The sequence below is a fragment of the Streptococcus sp. E17BB genome (assembly GCF_041807725.1).
GTDB classification, from domain to species: domain Bacteria; phylum Bacillota; class Bacilli; order Lactobacillales; family Streptococcaceae; genus Streptococcus; species Streptococcus entericus.
This window is the reverse complement of record NZ_JBGTZC010000002.1, coordinates 37,844-57,827: the sequence shown is the minus strand read 5'-3', so window position 1 is coordinate 57,827 and position 19,984 is coordinate 37,844. Positions and strand designations below refer to the sequence as shown.

General features: G+C 45.5%; 9 protein-coding genes. 7 read left to right on the top strand and 2 right to left on the bottom strand.

Annotation, left to right across the window (positions count from 1 at the left end; translation table 11 throughout):
* The first annotated feature begins 119 nt into the window (after positions 1-119).
* The 7 genes from ACERC7_RS00680 to ACERC7_RS00650 all read left to right on the top strand — a co-directional run bounded on the left by ACERC7_RS00680 (position 120) and on the right by ACERC7_RS00650 (position 18,783).
* Complete coding sequence (locus tag ACERC7_RS00680; protein WP_373665846.1) at positions 120-7,568, top strand: family 20 glycosylhydrolase; 7,449 nt, start codon at positions 120-122, stop codon at positions 7,566-7,568.
* A 98-nt stretch (positions 7,569-7,666) separates the two neighbouring features.
* Complete coding sequence (holA, locus tag ACERC7_RS00675; RefSeq protein ID WP_373665845.1) at positions 7,667-8,713, top strand: DNA polymerase III subunit delta; 1,047 nt, start codon at positions 7,667-7,669, stop codon at positions 8,711-8,713.
* Positions 8,714-8,809: 96 nt separating this feature from the next.
* On the top strand, positions 8,810-9,418 hold the full coding sequence (sodA, locus tag ACERC7_RS00670; RefSeq protein WP_373659095.1) for a superoxide dismutase SodA: 609 nt from the start codon (positions 8,810-8,812) through the stop codon (positions 9,416-9,418).
* A 216-nt stretch (positions 9,419-9,634) separates the two neighbouring features.
* Entirely contained in the window at positions 9,635-12,892 is a 3,258-nt protein-coding gene (gene rexB, locus ACERC7_RS00665) for an ATP-dependent nuclease subunit B (RefSeq protein WP_373665844.1), read from the top strand.
* Complete coding sequence (addA, locus tag ACERC7_RS00660) at positions 12,882-16,505, top strand: helicase-exonuclease AddAB subunit AddA (RefSeq protein WP_373665871.1); 3,624 nt, start codon at positions 12,882-12,884, stop codon at positions 16,503-16,505. Before rexB ends, addA begins: the two co-directional genes overlap by 11 nt.
* Before the next feature lie 241 nt (positions 16,506-16,746).
* Positions 16,747-17,739 carry an aspartate--ammonia ligase gene (asnA, locus tag ACERC7_RS00655; protein WP_373665843.1) on the top strand — a complete coding sequence of 331 codons (993 nt, stop codon included), beginning with the start codon at positions 16,747-16,749 and terminating at the stop codon, positions 17,737-17,739.
* 3 nt (positions 17,740-17,742) lie between these two features.
* The gene (locus ACERC7_RS00650; RefSeq protein ID WP_373665842.1) at positions 17,743-18,783 is read left to right on the top strand and encodes an MmcQ/YjbR family DNA-binding protein; all 1,041 of its coding nucleotides are present in this window, start codon (positions 17,743-17,745) and stop codon (positions 18,781-18,783) included.
* Between the two features lie 215 nt (positions 18,784-18,998).
* Here the strand turns inward: ACERC7_RS00650 and ACERC7_RS00645 are convergent, their stop codons facing one another.
* Complete coding sequence (locus tag ACERC7_RS00645; protein WP_373665841.1) at positions 18,999-19,742, bottom strand: hypothetical protein; 744 nt, start codon at positions 19,740-19,742, stop codon at positions 18,999-19,001.
* Positions 19,705-19,917, bottom strand: a complete 213-nt coding sequence (locus ACERC7_RS00640) for a helix-turn-helix domain-containing protein (RefSeq protein WP_373665840.1) — start codon at positions 19,915-19,917, stop codon at positions 19,705-19,707. The genes ACERC7_RS00645 and ACERC7_RS00640 overlap by 38 nt, the downstream gene beginning before the upstream one ends.
* Between the last annotated feature and the right edge of the window lie 67 nt (positions 19,918-19,984).

Here is a 19,984-nt window from a genome sequence, read left to right as displayed (position 1 = left end):
AATTTACTTATTTTTACTTATTTTTACTTATTTTTACTTATTTTTACTGATAAACACTTGACTTGTAATAAGAAAGCGAATACAATATAAATGATGATATAACAAACAGGAGGCTTTTGATGATTCAGAAGAAAAAACTCAGAAAATCTAAGGGCAAGTGGATTGTTGTCCTGTATTCGGCCTTGGCCTTGGGAGCAGCAGCTGGGCATGAGACTGTTTTAGCTGAAGGTCCTGCACCGCAACCACCTGCAAGTGGAGAAACAGGTGGCGTAACGAGTTCGGCGGGAACATCGGAATCACCAGAGACAGTGATATCTACAGCAACAGCTCAGCCATTGGCGACGCCAAATACCAATCATCTGAAAGCTGCAGAAGTGACAGCATCAGATGTTGAAACAGGTACGAGCTTTACAGCTGAAAAGGCAGTAGATGGAGATGAAGCAACTCGTTGGGCGACTGATCGTAACCCTTCACAACCGAGCTTAACCCTAACCTTGACTAACGATACGCACATTGAGCGAGTAGAAATCGATTGGGACAAGCGGGACAATGCTGGTAAGAATGCTCCTGACCCGAATGTTAGACGATGGCGCCTGTCTTATGCCACAAGTGATGCTACTAATGCTAATCCCGAAACAAGGGAGTGGCTTGTGGCCTATGAACGTTCAAGCGGGACACCAGCAGCAGAAGAGGTTGTTAATCTTGCTGCACCAGTGGTTGCTCGTTACTTAAAATTAGATATTTTAGAGTCAGTTCCAGGCACCATCAATTGGAACAACGTTGGGGTGCGTGAGGTGAGAGCCTTCTCAAATCCATCAGACAGTGCCTTGCCAACTCGCTTGGAGCAAATTGATGCCCTAGCGTTCAACGATACAAAGACTCAGTTAGTCTTGCCAGAGCTGACAGGAGTAGAGTTAATTGGTAGCGACAAGCAAGGGGTGATTGATTTAACTGGTCGTGTTTACCAGCCCTTGACTAATCAAACCGTTAAGGTTATGCTCAAACAAACCTTGGGAACTGCTGTTGCGACTAAGGAATTTGAGGTAGCAGTGACTGGTCGCTACGCTGATGAGGGCGTTGGCACAAAACCAGCAGTTGTTCCCGTTGTCCAGCAGTGGCACGGGGTAGAGGGGACCAGCACGATTACAGCTGATACTGTGATTGTTGCTGATGATAGCAACTTTGGTAGAGCTGCTGAGCTCTACCGCGAGGATCTGCTAAGCCGTGGCTTAACCTTGTCAACGGGCGATAGCACAGCTGCTCAGCGGATCGAGTTCAAAAAAGTTAGCGACAAAGGCTATGGTCAAGAGGGCTATGGCATCACAATTAATAACGGTGTCATCACCATTGAAGCAGACCATCATACAGGAGCTTTTTATGCCACTCGCACGCTCTTGCAGCTGGGTGAAAGTAACTTGCAAAATGGTGAGATTCGTGATTTCCCAAGCTTCAGTCACCGTGGTTTCTTGCTAGATACAGGTCGTAAGTTTGTGCCATTTAACACCGTCGTTGAGATGATGAAAAATATGGCCTACTACAAGATGAATGACCTGCAGTTGCACCTCAACGATAACTACATTTTCCTCAAAGAGCATATCAAGGATAAACATCTGACTTCAGAGCAAGAGCTGGACTACGTACTCAATAACGCTAGCACAGGTTTCCGCGCTGAGATTGATGTGGTTGGTGAAAATGGAGTTCGCCTAACGTCAAAAGACCATTATACGAAAGACGAACTCAGAGCCTTGGTCCGTCTGGCTGGTGATTTAGGCATTAACCTTGTACCAGAGATTGACACGCCAGGTCACGCCTTGTCCTTTGTCAAAGTCCGTCCAGACCTCATGTATAAGGGGGCATCTCTCCATCGTGGCAAACATAATGTTGAGCGCGTTGCGATGTTAGACTTGGGAGAAAAATATGACGAAACACTCGCTTTTGTCAAATCGGTCTACCAAAAACTCTACTTCGATGAGGATGCACCGCTCAAGGATGTTACAACTGTTCATATCGGAACGGATGAATATTATGGTGAGGGGGATCACTACCGTCGCTACTTGGCAGACATGCTTCAATATGTCAAGGAAAAAGGCAAAACACCACGTTTCTGGGGGTCACTATCCTTTATGTCAGGTGACCAAGCCATTGATGGTCGTGGAACGGAGCTTCAAGTCTGGAACGTGGGCTGGCACCATCCAAATCTTGCTCTGTCTATGGGAGCTAAGGTGATCAACATCACCGACAATCCAACCTATAGTGTACCGAGCGGTAGTGGTTCTGTCGGTGGTTACGGTGACTATGCTGGTTATACGACACAGTATGACCGCTGGACACCGAATGACTTCCGCACAGGTGGCGGTCCTGCCTATCCTGCCTCTCACCCTCAAATTATCGGTGGCGGTCATGCGGTTTGGAACGACAACATTGACCTGCATGAGACAGGTATTACTTCTTATGATGTCTTCAAACGCTTCTTTGTGACCATGGGTGTTACTGCTGAGAAAACATGGGGTTCCCCACGTTTAGCGACAGCATTTGCCAACCGACAAACCCTGCCTCAAGACCGTGTCTATGCCCCTGGAACCAATCCAGAGTTCCGCTCTGCCATTGACCATGCGACAATAACAAAAGAGAGTTTAGCTGACCTTCAAGGCGAAGGTGTTACAGCAGGTGCAGATGGGCTGGTCTTTGCAAACAACCATTCTTATCTGGAAACGGGATTAGGTCAAGTTGGACCTGATGTTGTGTTGACCTTGGAGGTGACCCCAACTGGTGAAGGTCCTCAAGGCATTTTAACTGATGGTCGAAATGCCATCTTCCTCTCAGACCAAGACGGTAAGCTGGCCTATATTAACGAGCACCTCCATATCCAATTTGACAAGACCTTGGAAGCAGGGCGCCGCTACAAAGTGACCTTTGTCACCAAGGAACTCAAAACAGATGTTTATGTCGATGATGTTAAGATTGCCCGTCTACCACAGGCGGCTCACCCAAATCTAGCCCACACAACCTTTGTCCTCCCGCTAAACTATATCGCTGGCTTCAAGGGAACGCTTCATCGCCTTGACTTGACCCACGATCCTTATGTGAGTCCATTGGTTGTTAGCCCTTCGGAAATAGCAGATCTGACCACTAATAGTCAGGATACCGAGCATGGTGGACAGATTGATAAAGCCTTTGATGGAAATTCAAGCACCATTTGGCATAGCCATTGGACAAATAAACAGCCACATTACACTGTTGATATTGCTCTGAAACAGCCAACTGCACTGCAAAGTTTGACCTACCTCCCACGCCAGTCTGGGACAAATGGGCATATTCGTCGCTATGAAGTCTACGCTAAGGTAGAAGGGCAGTTGACCAAGATTGCTGAAGGTCAGTGGGCAAATGATGCCGCTGAAAAAGTAGCTAATTTCACACCGCTGACGACCAACCATATTCAGTTGAAAATTTTAGAAGGAACAGGTGGCTTTGCTAGTGCTGCAGAACTGACCCTAAACAAAGTCCTAACTCAACCGGGAGAAACTGCTTCTCCTGATGCTACGGATGAACAGCCAGACAATGGGGTAAGTCCAGAAGCACCAAAACCAGCTAATCCAATTATCAAACAGCTGAGCAACCAGCAGACAGCAAGTGCTACAGGAAATAAGATTGTCTTAGAGGATGATGTTAAGGACTATCTGAAAACAGCAGAAGAAGGAACCATTTATGTGGAATATCGTGTACCACAAAATGCTCCAGCATTCTATAGTATTTTTAACGCCACCAGTGGCAACAATCAAAACCAGTACACTGTTTTGTACGCTAAAAACGGTCAAATCGGTGCAGAAATTCGCCCAAGCGTTACCATTGACCTAAATGCAGGAACTGAACGTGTGAAAAATGGGGAGTGGCATGCAGTAGCGATGACCTATGGAAAAAATCCAGAAAATGGTCAAAACATAGTAAAACTTTATGTCAATGGCGTGCTATCACAGTCTAAAGACATTGAGCCAGATGTGTTCAAGGCAATCACAAACTTAACTCACGCTCAGCTAGGTGCTGCCCAGCGCGTGAACGGTCCAGTTTGGGGAGTTGCTGGCATGGATATCAGGAACTTCACCCTCTATAATAAGGCTCTGACAGCTGAAGAGGTTGTTGAACGTTCAGAAGCCTTTATCCGTGTACCTTACGACTTACCAGCCAATCCAGGCGAGGTAGCGACAGCTAAGGCTGCCGTCTTTGAGAGCGGTCGAAATGGTCAGAAGAACAGAGATGGCGTGCATTCCTTCCGTATTCCAGCCTTGCTGAAGACGCTTGATGGCACACTGATTGCTGCTACTGACCAGCGCCATACGACATCAGGTGACTGGGGAGATATTGCAACGAGCATCAAACGAAGCACAGACAATGGTGCCACTTGGGGAGATACCATTAAGATTGTTGATTTGAAAAATAATCCAAATCCAGCCAATCCTAATTTTAACCCAATGACCATTGACCCAGGCTTGGTACAAGAACCAACGACAAAACGTATCTTTGCCCTCTATGATATGTTCCCAGAAATGCAAGGTGCTTTTGGGTTATCCAATCGTCGTCCAGCATCATACACAACAGTTGGAGAACAGTCTTATCTGAACCTCTATAAGGCCGGAGAGACAGCTGCTTATACCATTCGTGAAAACGGTGTGGTTTATACACCAGCTGGAGAGGCCACAGACTACCGTGTTAATGTTAATGACAATAGCCAACACTATGCTAACTTAGGGGATATTTATCAAGGAAATACTTTAATCGGTAATGTTTATTATCAGACCAACTCAAGCTCACCGTTTAAGGTTGCTCCAAGCATGCATATCTGGATGTCTTACAGTGATGATGATGGGGTAACTTGGTCACGACCAAAAGACTTAACAGCCAGTCTCAAGAAAAATAAAGAGTACATGAACTTTATGGGCATCGGTCCAGGCACAGGTGTCGTCTTGCACACAGGAGAGCACAAGGGACGTCTGGTTATCCCAGCTTATGCCACCAACTTTATTGGTAATTCTGCCATTAACAATTCGCAGTCATCAATGGTCTTCTACTCAGATGACCACGGCGAAACTTGGCATTCTGGAGAGTCTGTCAATGATAATCGTAGACTTGCTGATGGCACGGTTCTGAATTTGCGAGATATGGATAATCGTATCGAACAAATGACAGAAGCAACGTTATTGCAACTAAATAATGGTCACCTCAAAATGTTCATGCGCAATCTTAAAGGTAAGGTGCATATGGCGACTAGTTTGGATGGCGGAGCAACGTGGCAAAATGACCTTGAAACCTTGATTGATGTTCCGGACGTTTATGTTCAGCTATCTGCTGTTCGTGTAGAGCGTGATGGTAAGGAATATGTGGTGCTTGCCAATGCCAACGGTCCAGGTCGTACCAACGGTCATGTGCGTCTGGCGGAAGTCACAGAAAATGGTCAGTTGAACTGGATTAACCATCGTTTGATTCAAGATGGTAGCTTTGCCTATAACTCTCTGCAATACTTGGGCAACGATGAGTTTGGCTTGCTCTACGAACATAGTGAAGGCGGTCAGAACGATTATACCCAGTATTATCGCAAGTTCAACTGGACATTCTTGACCAGCCCTGAACCAAAATTGCCAGATAACAACGTGACATCTGTTGTTTTTGAGGACGATACGACTGCTTTGATTAGCTTTGACTATTCTGTTCTACCAACCAATCGTCCAGAATTATTGCTTTCAAACGGTAACCGTGCAACCTTCATTGACCAGCGAAGCGGCAATACCTTGGCCTACCGCATTCAGCCAACGGATAAAGGGAAGCTAATTTTAGAAGTGGTCAATGGTGATATTAGTAATATCAATGGGCATCGTGTCAATGTTGTGACAACACTTGATGACACGAATCGCAATCAACTAAGTAAGATTGATAACAAGTTGCTTGCAATCACAGCAGGTCGAGCAGAAGCATGGCAACCAGGTGCTGAGCCAGATAAACTACTTGATGGCAACAAGGCAACTGTTGCTGAGCTCAAGTGGGACATGTCATCCAACTATGTTAACGGCGCTTATCCAGAAGCTTGGCGGTTACCACAGACAGTGACAATCACCGTTAAAAATGGTCAGCCACTTGACCTTCACGGGTTATTGATTAGTAAGCGTATTAACAATAATGGTACGTTGACCAAGTACCAAGTTGAAGCTTTCCGAGGTGATGAGACTGTCTATAGCTCTGGTGAACTTCTTGTACCGTATGAACAGGCGGAGGTCAGCCACGGATTTGGAGAAGCAGGAGTTAAAGCAGATCGTGTGGTGTTGACGCTGCTAGAAGCCAAGCAAACAGCTGGAGGACCAGCAACGCCAACCATGCTAACCTTACGTGAATTAGCATTATTTGGTTCACAGATAAGTGCTGAAAGTGATACAACAGATACCGACAGCAACACCGGAGGCGACCAAGATGGTAACACGGAGACCAACACAGGCGAACACACCGGTGCAGACCAAGAAGGTAGCACCAGCTCAGACCATGGTGATTCAGATTCTGGCAATCAATCAGGCGATGCAGGTCAAGATTCAGGCGCAACCGACGATTCAGCTGGTACCACCCCAGCCCCGGGCGATGACCAGAATAATGGTGGCAGCCAAGGTGATAACGCCGATAACGACTCAGGTGATAACACCGATACTAACCAAGGCGACAACACAACTACCCCTGATACCATGCAACCACCGCGTCAAATTACTGACGTCAACCCTCAAACTGACTCAGGTATCATTGCAGAGGTTCAATCAGCGGATGCCAAGGTGGCAGGCTTGAGAGTGGTCTTCCACAAAGAAACCAACAACCCTGAAACACCAGCCATCCTCAAAGGAACCGACTACGACCTCTTTGACATCGAGCTGGTTGACACAGATGGAAACATCGTCAAGCCAACTGCTCCAGTTGACGTCTACCTGCCAATTGATGACGGCAAAGACGTCGCTCAAGTGGTTTACTTGCCAAATAGTGACCAGAGCCATGCTCTGCCATTCACAACAATAACTCGTGATGGCAAGCGCTATGCCAAATTCACCGCAGAGCACTTCAGTGAGTATGGTATTGTTTATGAGCCACAATCAACACCAGATCCAGACCATGTTCCGACCCCAGGAACCCCTGGTCAAGGTGGGGACACCTCAAATCCTGGGAACTCAGGCATTAACCAAGGTAACACACCAGACACTGGTAATACACCAAATAAACCTATGGACAAGGCTAAGTTGGCGACTGATTTGCTTAAATCAATTGATGCATCAAACTTGACTGACGAGCAAAAAGGCGATTTGGCTGTCAAGGTGGCATTCGCAGAAACTGAAGCTGAACTCGAAGCCATCAAGGCAGAAGTTGCTAAGCTTGTTAAATCGACAAGCCGTTCAGCTACAGCTCCTGCAGCTTCAGCACTAGCCTCAGCGACAGTAGGTAAGAAGGGACTCCCTGCAACAGGCGATGTTCACACAGCTCTAGCTGCTGTCGGCGCAACAGCCCTCTTATCAGCCTTAGGTTTAGCCGGACGGAGAAGACGAGCTAGGTAAGTTAATAAAAACTAGATTGGCCATGAGCCAGTCTAGTTTTTTACGCTTTTATTTCTTAGGATACCTCATCTAAATCTAAACTATGGTATAATAATCCTATGACAAATTTAGATGCATTGACAAGGTTGAAAAAAGAAACGTTATCCTCAGTGACGGTTCTTTTTGGAGAGGATGTTGGCTTGTTTGCCCATATGAAAGAGACCTTGCTGAAACAAATTGGCTATCATCCAAGTGACCTGACCTACTCTTATTTTGATTTGTCGGCAACACGTTATAGTGATGTTGCTATGGATTTGGAGAGTCTGCCTTTTTTTTCAGAAGAAAAAGTAGTTGTTTTGGACAACGTCCTAGACATCACGACAACAAGAAAGTCTTACCTGACTGAACAGGAACTAAAGCAGTTAGAAGTCTATCTGGAACATCCACTAGAGACAACACGATTGATTATCTGTGCGGCTGGAAAACTGGATGGAAAGCGACGGCTGGTCAAGTTACTGAAGCGTGATGCCCTTCTTTTAGAAGCTAGTCCCCTATCAGAAGATGAATTGCAGAAGTATTTTATCAATCTGGCTCGGACATCAGGTCTATCTTTTGAGGCGGGAAGTTTTGATGCTTTGATGAGAAAGTCCCAGTATGATTTCGGACAGTTGTTAAAAAATATGAGTTTTTTGACCAACTACAAAGGCTCAGGCTCAGCTATTTCTTTGAAAGACATTGACGAGGCTATTCCAAAGAGTTTGCAGGATAATATTTTTGATTTGACTAAGTTAATCTTGTCAGGGAAAGTGACTGAAGGTCTGGGATTGGTGGCTGATTTGCGCTTGCAAGGTGAGGATGAGGTCAAGTTAATTGCCATTATATTGGGGCAGTTGCGGTTGCTCTTGCAGGTTAAGTTGTTGTCGCGACGTGGTTTTAGTGAGCCTCAGCTAGTCACAGAGTTGTCTGATTATCTTGGGCGGTCGGTTCATCCTTATCAGGTGAAAGTTGCTCTGAGAGATGGTCAGCAGTTGCCTGTGGAACGGTTAAAAACAGCCATTAAGACTTTGATTAAGACGGATTTTGAGATTAAATCAGGACTTCATGAGAAAGCTTATTTGTTTGAGATTGCCCTGTTAAAACTGGCTAATCAGTCCCATAAAAGCTAACAAATGTGTCGTGAGAAGGATAGCAGGCAAAAATCTTGAAAGCTCTGCCATTTTACCGTATAATAAGAGTATCAAAAGAAAAGAGGTATTGACCAAATGGCGATTATTTTACCAGACTTGCCTTATGCTTACAATGCATTAGAACCTGTGATTGATGCGGAAACCATGACACTCCATCATGACAAGCACCATGCGACCTACGTGGCTAATGTTAACGCTGCGCTTGAAAAGCACCCAGAAATCGGTGAAGATCTGGAGGCTTTGCTGGCTGATGTGGACAGCATTCCGGCTGATATCCGCCAAGCTGTCATTAACAATGGTGGTGGTCATTTGAACCACGCGCTTTTCTGGGAACTCTTGTCTCCAGAGAAAACAGAGGTACCATCTGAGCTTTTGGCTGATATCGAGGCAACTTTTGGGTCATTTGACAGCTTCAAAGAGGCTTTCACCGCAGCAGCAACGACACGGTTCGGTTCAGGTTGGGCTTGGCTAGTGGTTAACAAAGATGGCAAGCTCGAGGTTACTTCGACTGGTAATCAGGACACACCGATCATGGCAGGATTGACCCCAATCCTTGGTTTGGATGTTTGGGAGCACGCCTACTACCTTAACTACCGCAACGTCCGTCCGAACTACATCAAAGCTTTCTTTGACATCATTAACTGGACTAAGGTGGCTGAGCTCTACACGGCAGCCAAAGCTTAATCAGGCAGACTATTTTATTGACAGAGGCTGGGACTAATCCCAGTCTTTTTAAGCATTTCATGAGATGTAGTTAAGTTGCCTAACCTTATTCATGTTAGCCAGCTGTTTGAAAATTTGGTATAATAGACCCAAGAATCTATCTCTGTCAATGACAGCTTAGTTAATCACTGACCTGATGGTCATCGCTTGAGGGAAACAGAGCAGAAAGGAATAGCCATGAAATTAGTCTATACCGATTTGGCAAATGATTTAACACAACTCTTAGCCCAGCAGGCACAAAGCTATGCTGATGCTGGTAAGAGGGTGTTTTACATTGCCCCCAACTCCTTATCGTTTGAAAAAGAGCGTCGTGTCTTGGAATATCTGCCGAGTCGGGCTTCCTTTGCCATCACGGTGACGCGTTTTGGTCAGATGGCGCGCTATTTGACCTTGTCTCGTCAGAAAGGTCAGAAAACGATTGATGAGCTAGGGTTGACACTGGTGATATATCGGGTTTTAGCTGGTTTGACTGATGGGGGACTCCGTCGCTATCAGTTGCTCGGCACTGATCCAGCCTTTATCGCTCAACTAGTTGATTTTTATAAAGAATGGCAGAGCAGCGACTTAGATTTAACCGAACTAGCTGCTTTTGAGAGTGATAAGCTATCAGATGTCTGTCTTATCATGGAGAAAGTTAATGAAGCCTTGGTTGACTTAGATTTTTCAACACAGTCGACCATCAGCCAGTTGCGAGATGATATAGAAGCAGGTTTGCTGACAGAAGACCTTGCTCAGGTGGTTGTTCTTATCGATGGTTTCACACGATTTACTGCAGCGGAAAAAGCACTCATCCATCAGCTGGATCAGACTTGTCATGAGGTAATGATAGGGACTTACGCCAGCCAATCTGCCTACAAATCACCTTATCAAGCAGGCCAGCTCTACCAAGCCAGTGTTGAATTTTTAAGGCAATTAGCAGAAGAATTTGCCACTAAGCCTACTTATATGACCTTAGGAAGCCCTGAAACTTTCTTTAGTCGAGTGACTGCTCAATTAGAGAACCGTTATGCTTACCGCGACGTTGATAGCTTTCTCACCGATGATGACAAATCTAGGATTCAGATTTGGCAAGCCAGCGGTATCAAAGAAGAGTTGGAACTTGTCGCACAGCGCATTCGCCAGAAGTTAGATGAAGGGTATCGCTATAAGGATATGCTGGTTTTGCTTGGCGATGTTGAGGCCTACCAGTTACAGCTGGGGCAGGTTTTTTCGACCTATGCCATCCCCTACTATCTCGGTCAAGCAGAATCGATGGCAGATCATCCCTTGGTTCATGTTGTCGATAGCCTTGAGCGGCTCTATAGCTATCAGTTTCGTGCAGAAGATGTTCTAAACCTCATTCAGTCAGGGCTTGTGGGACAGCTTGACCAGATGGCGATTGACCAATTTGACCGCTATGTGAGTTATGCCTTAATTAGAGGGAAAAAAGGATTTTCAGAACCCTTTGTTAAAACAAACGGGCGATTTGACCTCGACCAACTCAATCAGACGCGCCAAGCCATCATGAATCCTTTGCTGGCATTTATGCAAGCAGATGGCTTGCCTGTCGAGAACGTGCTTGAGCACTTGTTAGGCTTTTTTGAGTCTGTTGATTTACGTCACCATTTAGCAGCTCTCGCTTCAACAGGCAGTCAGCAGGAAGCAGAAAAACACGAGCAGGTTTGGAAAACCTTTTGTGCGCTTCTGGAACAGCTTCAGCTGATTTTTGCTAAAAAGACCTTACCTTTGATTGAGTTATTGGGACTACTCAGGGCGGGTATGCTGGCTGCGACCTATCGGATAGTCCCTGCAACCCTTGATGTGGTTAACATTAAGTCTTACAACTTAATCGAGCCCCATACCAAGCCGTTTATCTTTGCCATTGGGCTCAGCCAGTCAAACTTCCCAGAAATTGTCAAAAATGTCAGCCTGCTGTCAGATGAGGAGCGTCTGTCCATTAACGCCCATCTGACAATAGGGGAGCTAGACCTTCCTGGCGGAGATAACCTGAAGCGAAATAATTACACTATGGTGTCCTTGCTAAATGCAGCGACACAGGAATTGGTCTTGTCCAGTCCGACCATGCTTGGTGAGACCGAAGACACAGCATCAACCTACCTGAATCAGCTAGCGGAGTTGGGCTTGCCTGTCGTTCACCACAAGCGCTCATATTACTCTCCTGTTGATGTGGCAACCTATCGTAGCCTCCTGTCTCGTTTGGTTGAGGCCTATCAGACAGACCTTGATCTTGACCAGCTGGATAAAACATCGGCCGATTATTGGTCGGTCTTGATTCGTCGCTTACGTCGGAAAATGGCAGAGCAGGGTTTGGTGTTACCTGAGGTGATTGCAGATGTGGTAAGCAGGCCACTTAGTCCTGAAACCCTTGCTGTGCGGTACCCGAAAGACTCTTCCTTACGCCTATCAGCGTCGTCGCTCAGCGATTTTTATAACAATGAATATAAATTTTTCCTGACCCATGTCCTGCGCCTGCAAGAGGAAGACAGTATTTTACCAGATGCTAGACAACACGGTATTTTCTTTCATCGGGTGTTTGAATTGGTGACAGCAGATAAGTCTAAGACAGATTTTGATGTCAAGTTGGATAGGGCTCTAGAGCAGGCGAGCCAAGAGCCAGAGATTGCGATGCTTTACCAGCAATCAGCTCAGACACGGTTTGCCCATGACTTGATGACCAGTATGATTCGTCAGACTGCCCAAGTGTTAAAAGAACAATCGCCTGTCGATATTGTCGGTGAAGAGCTTAATTTTAGCTTTACCAATCAGAAGAAAGCCACTTTATCTGGGGGGCGCGAGCTCGTCATCACTGGTAAGATGGATCGTCTCGACAGACTGTCTGATTGCCAAAGTTATGGCGTTGTCGATTACAAGTCGAGTGACCAGCGCTTTAAGCTTAATGATTTTTACAACCGATTAAGCCCTCAGTTGTTGACCTATGTGGCAGCTCTGAAACAATCGAGCGACTTTTCGCAAGTCGAGGACATCTTTGGTGCCATGTATCTCCAAGTTCATCACCCTCTTGTTACACTATCTAAAACAAGCTCCGCAGCTGACTTAATAGCAGTTGCTCACCAAGATGTCACCTATAAAGGGCTGTTCATCACCGACCAGACAAGTTTCCTCGATCAGCGTTATAGCAGCAAAAATAATACCTACTCAACAGAAGAGTTAGCTGTGCTACTTGAGTATAATGCCTCCCTCTACAAACAGGCAGCTGAACGCATCTTAGCCGGTCATTTTGCAATCAATCCTTACACGAGAGATGGTCGCTCAGTTGCAGGTGATCAGCTCAAAAGCATCACACGCTTTGAGGCTGATCTGCATCTAGGCCAAGCTAGACGGTTGCAGCAGTTCCCACGTGCGGAACAGCGTGCACTGATTTTTGGAGCAATGAAAGAAGAATTGGCTAAGGAGAAGGAGGACCATCATGCGTGAACCATTTTTAACAGAGGCTGAGATTGCGCGATTGGCTGAGGCAGAGCAGACGAGTGATAAGAAACAAAAGCGGACTAAAGAGCAGATTGAAGCCATTTATAGCCACGGTCAGAATATTCTGGTGTCTGCTTCAGCTGGTTCGGGCAAGACCTTTGTCATGGTGGAGCGTATCATTGATATGCTAAAACGTGGGGTTAGTATCAAGGAACTGTTTATCTCAACCTTTACCGTCAAGGCAGCTGGTGAATTAAAAGAACGCTTGGAAGATAAACTGACAGGCTTGATTGCCAAAACCAGTAACCCTGAGCAGCTAGCGCATTTGTCACGTCAGTTGGCGGATGTGCAGCTGGCAGATATTGGTACCATGGACGCCTTTACCCAAAAGCTGGTTGGCGAATACGGCTACCTTTTGGGTTTATCGCCGAAATTTCGGATATTGACAGATAAGTCAGAGCAAGATTTGCTGAAAAAAGAGGTGTTTGATGACCTGTTTGACGATTACATGAGGGGGACATCAGCGTCAGTCTTTAAGCAGTTGGTGCGCAATTTTTCAGTTAATCGTAAGGATGTCAAGGCCTTTCGTCAAGTCGTTGATCAGATTGTGACCTTTGTCCAGTCGACGCCAAATCCTCAAGTCTGGCTCAGGGAAAGCTTTTTACCTGAGGAGAGGTCATCTGAAGAGGTTTTAAGTGCCCTTAGACAGTCAGGGTTAGGCTTATTAGATGACCTAGAGCAGTTTTTCCAAGCTCACCTCCGGCATGAAGCTCAGCTATTTCCCAAAGCCAAATATCTGGAAAATGTGCAAGTAATCGTAGATCGGTTGACGCTAGTTGAGCTGACAGTAAGCCTTGAGGAGCTTGAAGAGCAGTTGCAATACGTGGTTGATATGGCTGCGACGTCCAACGGTCGAGGCCTGACCAATGCGACACGAAAAGAGGATACCAAGATCATCAAAGAGGTCTATAATGCCAATCGTAAGGACTTGATTGAGCAGGTGAAGGCTTGGTTGGCTCAGCTCTATCAAACGCGAGTTGTACTAAATTATCAAGATGGGGCATTGCCACTACTTGAGGTGCTTCAAGACTTTGCTAGTGATTTTTGTCAGCAATATTTGCAAGTCAAGCAGCAGGAACGGGCTTTTGAATTTTCGGATATTAGCCACTTTGCGATTCGGCTCTTGAGTGAGTTTGATGAGGTGCGTGAGGCTTATCGTCAGCGTTATCAAGAAGTGATGGTCGATGAGTATCAGGACACCAACCATACGCAGGAATGTTTATTGGAACTTTTATCGCAAGGCAATAATCGGTTCATGGTGGGTGACATCAAGCAGTCCATCTATCGTTTTCGTCAGGCAGACCCTCAGATTTTCAATCAAAAATTTAAGCAGTATCAGATTGATCCGTCAGCTGGTCGCTTGATTTTGTTGAAAGAAAATTTCCGTAGTCAAACAGAAGTTTTAGAAGCGACAAATGCAATCTTTACTCGCTTGATGGACGAAGAAATTGGTGATTTGGTTTACGATGAGAGCCACAACTTAGTAGCCGGTTCTCCTGGTCAGACCATTGCAAACACGGCTAATCGTTGCCAATACCTTATTTACGATACAGACCAAGAGCTTGATGACGATGACACCAATACGGTAACTCAGGGCGAGGTAGACCTCGTTGTTAAGGAAATCATTGCCCTGCACCAATCAGGGGTACCATTTAGTGACATCACGCTTTTGGTGTCCTCGCGCTCACGCAACGATGGCATTTTGAGGACCTTTGACCGCCACGGTATTCCTTTGGTGGCTGATGGTGGCGATATGTCCTATCTTCAGTCGGTCGATGTGCTCGTCATGCTCGATACCTTGCGCACCATCAACAATCCGCTCCACGATTATGCTCTGGTCGCCTTGTTGAAATCACACATGTTTTCCTTTACTGAAGATGAGCTGGCGCGAATCAGTTTGCAAGCTGACGAGACCGAGCGTCTCAGTTTTTACGAGAAACTTTGTCTGGCTCAGCAAGGTGATGGGCAACATCCTCATTTAATCTTACCGGCATGTCGTGACAAGCTCAGCCATTTCCAAAAGTACCTGACAAAATGGCGGCAGTATGCTAAGGGACATCGTCTTTATGACTTGATTTGGCTGATTTATCAAGATCGACTCTATTATGACCATGTCGGACTTTTGCCAAATGGGGAAAAACGTCAGGCTAATCTCTATGCCTTGGCGCTTCGTGCCAATCAGTTTGAAAAAACAGGGTTCAAGGGCTTACCACGCTTTATTCGAATGATTGACCGTATTTTAGCGACAGATAATGACTTAGCTAGTGTTGAGCTAGCACCGCCTAAGGATGCGGTTAACCTGATGACCATTCATAAGAGCAAAGGGTTGCAGTTTGCTTATGTGTTTATCTTGAATATGGACAAGGTCTTTGACCAACGTGATGAACGTGCTCATTTAGTCATCAGTCGTCAACATGGCGTGGGTATCAAGTATATTGCAGATGTCTCTGCTGATTTAGCAACAGAGACAGCACCTCTCAAGCAGGTGTTGGTGTCACTGGACACCATGGCTTATCAAGCCAATCAGCGTGAGTTAAGACGTGCTAGTTTATCTGAGCAGATGCGCTTGCTCTATGTTGGCATGACGCGGGCAGAAAAGAAATTGTATTTAGTTGGCAAGGGAAGTCCAGAAAAGTTAGCTGAACGATACGAAGGTCAATTGATTGATGGACGGATGCCCGTAGCTCATCGTGAAAAACTATCATCTTTTCAAGATTGGGTGTTGGCAGTGGCTAAGGCAGATAAAGACTTACCGATAGAGGTGTCCTATGTTCGAGATGAGGATTTGACGCCAGAGAAAATTGGTCATTTATCTTCTTCTGTGGCTGACTGGTCTAGTCGACAGCAAGCTGTGCGACAGACTGATGACATCAAGCTGGCTTTGGAACGCTTAGAGGCTGTTGAGATCCTTAATCAGCGTTACCGCTCAGCGATTAACCTGCCGACCGTCCGAACACCAAGCCAAATCAAGGAGCGTTACCAGCCCATCCTTGACAGTCAAGCCCTGTCGGTGATGGAACAGGTGAGTAAGCCTGCTCGTTTTGACTTGCCGATAGTTGGGGGAGAGACAGTTGCCACAGCTCAGCTTATCGGTTCGGCTGTGCATGACCTGATGCAGCGCGTCGAGATGAAGCCATCCGTGGCTCTTGAAGACTTGAAACAGGCACTAGATGAGGTTCCTGCTAGCGCACAGGTCAAAGCCAAGATTGATTTGGAAAAATTATTTGGCTTTTTTGACACATCGCTAGGACAGCTGTTAGTGACACATGCGGATCAGCTTATCCGTGAAGCGCCTTTTGCCCTCTTGACCGTAGATGAGGACAGCAAAGAGGAATTTGTTGTACGGGGGATTATTGATGGTTTTGTTCGGTTGGAAGACAGGATTATCCTGTTTGATTATAAAACAGATAAATACAGTGACCCTAGTCAACTAGTGGCACGTTACCGCCCACAGATGAGCCTTTACGCTCAAGCCTTGCAACAAGTTTATGGCAACCAACACATTGAACAGTATCTAGTCTTACTGGGGGGCGATAAGGTTGAGGTGGTTAGTCTCTAAAGACTATCGTGATAAGATAAAGTGAAAAGGCAACCCTTTTCAGTGAGATTATAATGGACTAATTGATGAGAGAGTGGGGCATTTCATGACAGTGTCTCACTCTTTATTGATAGGTAACATCTTTGCTTGGCGCTACCTGACAGTCATGACATGAAAAAGGGGGAAGAATTTTTCTTTTGCCCCTTTTATTTTTATAGAAAAGTGGTACAATAGGTCTAACGATTTTTTGAAAGGACTGGATATGAAGAAAAGTTTTATTGATCAGCAGGGTGAGATTTCTTTTGTCAAAAATACCTTTACCCAGTATTTGATTGACAAATTAGAGATTGTCGAAGTGCAGGGACCGATTTTGAGCCGTGTCGGTGATGGGATGCAAGATAACCTATCTGGGGTGGAGAATGCGGTGACGGTCAATGTGAAATTGATTCCAGACGCTGTTTATGAGGTGGTGCATTCCTTAGCAAAATGGAAGCGACATACCTTAGCACGTTTTGGTTTCAATGAGGGAGAAGGGCTCTTTGTCCATATGAAAGCCTTGCGACCGGATGAGGATAGTCTCGATCCGACCCATTCGGTATATGTGGATCAGTGGGACTGGGAAAAGGTCATTCCTTCGGGGCAACGCAATTTGGCCTATCTTAAAGAAACGGTGGAGCAGATCTATAAGGCTATCCGTCTGACAGAGCTAGCAGTGGAAGCTCGCTATGATATTGAGTCTATTTTACCCAAGCAGATTACTTTTGTTCACACCGAAGATTTAGTTGCTCGCTATCCAGAGTTAACCAGCAAGGAGCGGGAAAATGCTATTGCAAAAGAATACGGAGCCGTCTTTCTCATCGGTATCGGAGGTGTTTTGGCTGATGGTAAACCTCATGATGGTCGGGCACCTGACTATGATGATTGGACAACGCCGTCAGAGCAAGGCTACAAAGGCTTAAACGGAGATATTCTGGTCTGGAATGATCAACTGCAGGCAGCATTCGAGTTATCCTCTATGGGTATTCGAGTAGATGAGGCTGCTCTTCGCCATCAGTGCGAATTGACAGGGGACACCGAGCGTTTGACCTTTGACTGGCACCAATCCTTGTTAAACGGTGAATTTCCTCTGTCCATCGGAGGCGGTATCGGTCAGTCTCGTCTGGCAATGTTTCTCTTGCGGAAAAAACACATTGGAGAAGTTCAGTCCAGTGTTTGGCCAGCGTCTGTTCGCCAAGAATTTGAACACATTTTGTAACCCATGCTGATAGAAGATCATATTTTTCAACACAGACAATTTCAGGTGGATAAGTTACTAGCTTATGGGTTCAAAAAAGATGGCGAGGTTTATCGCTATAAAACACCCCTTCTTGATGGTCAATGTGAAGCCCATCTGATGATTTCTGAGCAAGGTCAGGTGTCTGGTTGTTTGATTGACACAGATTTGGCTGAGGAGTACACCGCTTTTCGAACCAAGCAAACAGGCGCTTTTGTCGGTCAAGTCAGGGAGGCTTATCAAGCATGTTTGGAACAGATTGCCCATTCTTGTTGCTCGGAACAATCGCTTGTCTCGCGACAGGGTCAGGCTTTGGAGCGGTATCTCTCAACGACATTTGGTGATGTTGCAGAGGTATTTGGACGATTTAAAGGCATCTACTCTTTTAAACACCCTGCTAATCAAAAATGGTACGGTCTTGCATTGCGCCTGCCTTTTGGAAAGTTAGACTTAGGAGATGAAGGCTATTCGCCTGAAAGGTTGGAAGAAGAGGTTGAAGTCATCAATATCAAAATCGATCCAGCAGCCAAGGCAACTCTGATTAGAAAACCCGGTATCTATCCTAGCTACCATATGAATAAACAACACTGGGTGACCATAGTGCTTGATGGCGGACTAACAGATGAGCAACTAGTTGAGCTTGTCACAGAGAGTAGGGAACTCGTCAGCCAGATGAAAGCACAATCGAATTTGGCAACAGATTACTGGATCATTCCTGCTAATCCAAAACACTACGATATTGATAACGATTTTGCAAGCAGCCGCTTTGTTTCTTGGCCACAGAAAAAAGGTATGTCAGTTGGTCATACTGTTTATATCTATCTGACAGCGCCCGATCGTTGCCTAAGATATGCTTGCCGAGTGGTTGAAGTATTTCCTGATAGGCAGGAAATGCTGTTGGAATGTTTGGCAACTTTTTCCGATCACACCTATCCGATGAGCTTCTTACAAGAGCATGGCGTCACCAATATCCGAAGCACCAGGCGAATGACAAAAGAACTGGTAAAGGCCTTGGCAGGAAAGTAATGGTTGCTGACACCATTGTTAATGTCGTGTTTAATGCTATAGGCAAATATTGGGCAGCCTGATGAGCATGAACAACCCCCTGCTACCGATTGGAGTAGCAGGGGGCTTTCTCATGTGTGAGGTTTTGATAAGTTCACAAAATGTACCGATATTAGAAGGTTTAGTAGTGAGCTTAGTATGATATAGAATTAGTTAAGCTTTCGGACTTATCTAGCCTATGACCATGTAAAAGGAATGCTCTTGTCGCGGTGTTTTTCAATAAAGGCATAAAAGCGATTTTTGGAAAGGTTGAGATGCTTGATTTCTAGTTCGGTCTCAAGCAGTTCAAAAATGTTCATGCAGGCTTTCGCTAATGTCAGCCCTTCAGGTTGGTTACGCAATACCATAATAATGGCAGTATAGCACTTGAGAGCAAGGTGCTCATTAACGTAGGTAGCGAATTTGGCACATTTTATTTCTTGCCTAAATGATTGAATGATGGCTTCGGCATCATCAAGTAAATGCCGCTGGTATAGAAAGCGAATCCCGTGAAAAATCACCATCATAATACTCTTTGGAGTAAGCCCAGTTGGTTTCCCTGAGCTTAGAAATGAAATAGCTTGTTGACTTCTAAAGCGTACCATCGCAGGAGAGCATTCGTCTAGAATAAATGAGTATAAGAACCATTCTAAATCACCCCATGTTTCAATAGACGACAGATAATTTTTTAGGAAATCCAATTCTTTTTGGAATTCCGTGGTACGATGATTTAATATCGAGAGATGCGCATCAATCATATCGTTAATCAGTTGCTTGAGTAAGGGATGGTCAGCGTAGCGGTCTTCAACAGAATGTCTAGCAAGTTGTGCTAACTGATAAAAATCTCGCGTGCCATAAAGCTCGTTGAAATCTTCAAGAGGTGCAATCAGCTGCGTAATGCTATCACCATGATAACACCTCAGAAAATCGCCAACTGGCACCGATACGGAGCAAGAGACGCCCGAATTGATCGACAGAAATACCAACTAAATCCCTTTCGAATCGGCTAAGGAATTGTGGGCTAACAATGTCACCCGAAGCTTCCTTGAGTTTATAACCCCGTTGTTGGCGCAACTTTCTAAAAGCAGCGCCATAACTTGTTATTGACTGTGACATTCAAAAAATCCTCCAACAAATAAATTTGAATAACCCTTTGCAGAAACCAGCACAGATGGTTCCTAGT

Coding starts and splice junctions, on each gene's coding strand:
- ACERC7_RS00680 (WP_373665846.1), top strand. CDS start 120: ATGATTCAGAAGAAAAAACTCAGAAAATCTAAGGGCAAGTGGATTGTT.
- holA (WP_373665845.1), top strand. CDS start 7,667: ATGACAAATTTAGATGCATTGACAAGGTTGAAAAAAGAAACGTTATCC.
- sodA (WP_373659095.1), top strand. CDS start 8,810: ATGGCGATTATTTTACCAGACTTGCCTTATGCTTACAATGCATTAGAA.
- rexB (WP_373665844.1), top strand. CDS start 9,635: ATGAAATTAGTCTATACCGATTTGGCAAATGATTTAACACAACTCTTA.
- asnA (WP_373665843.1), top strand. CDS start 16,747: ATGAAGAAAAGTTTTATTGATCAGCAGGGTGAGATTTCTTTTGTCAAA.
- ACERC7_RS00650 (WP_373665842.1), top strand. CDS start 17,743: ATGCTGATAGAAGATCATATTTTTCAACACAGACAATTTCAGGTGGAT.
- ACERC7_RS00640 (WP_373665840.1), bottom strand. CDS start 19,917: ATGTCACAGTCAATAACAAGTTATGGCGCTGCTTTTAGAAAGTTGCGC.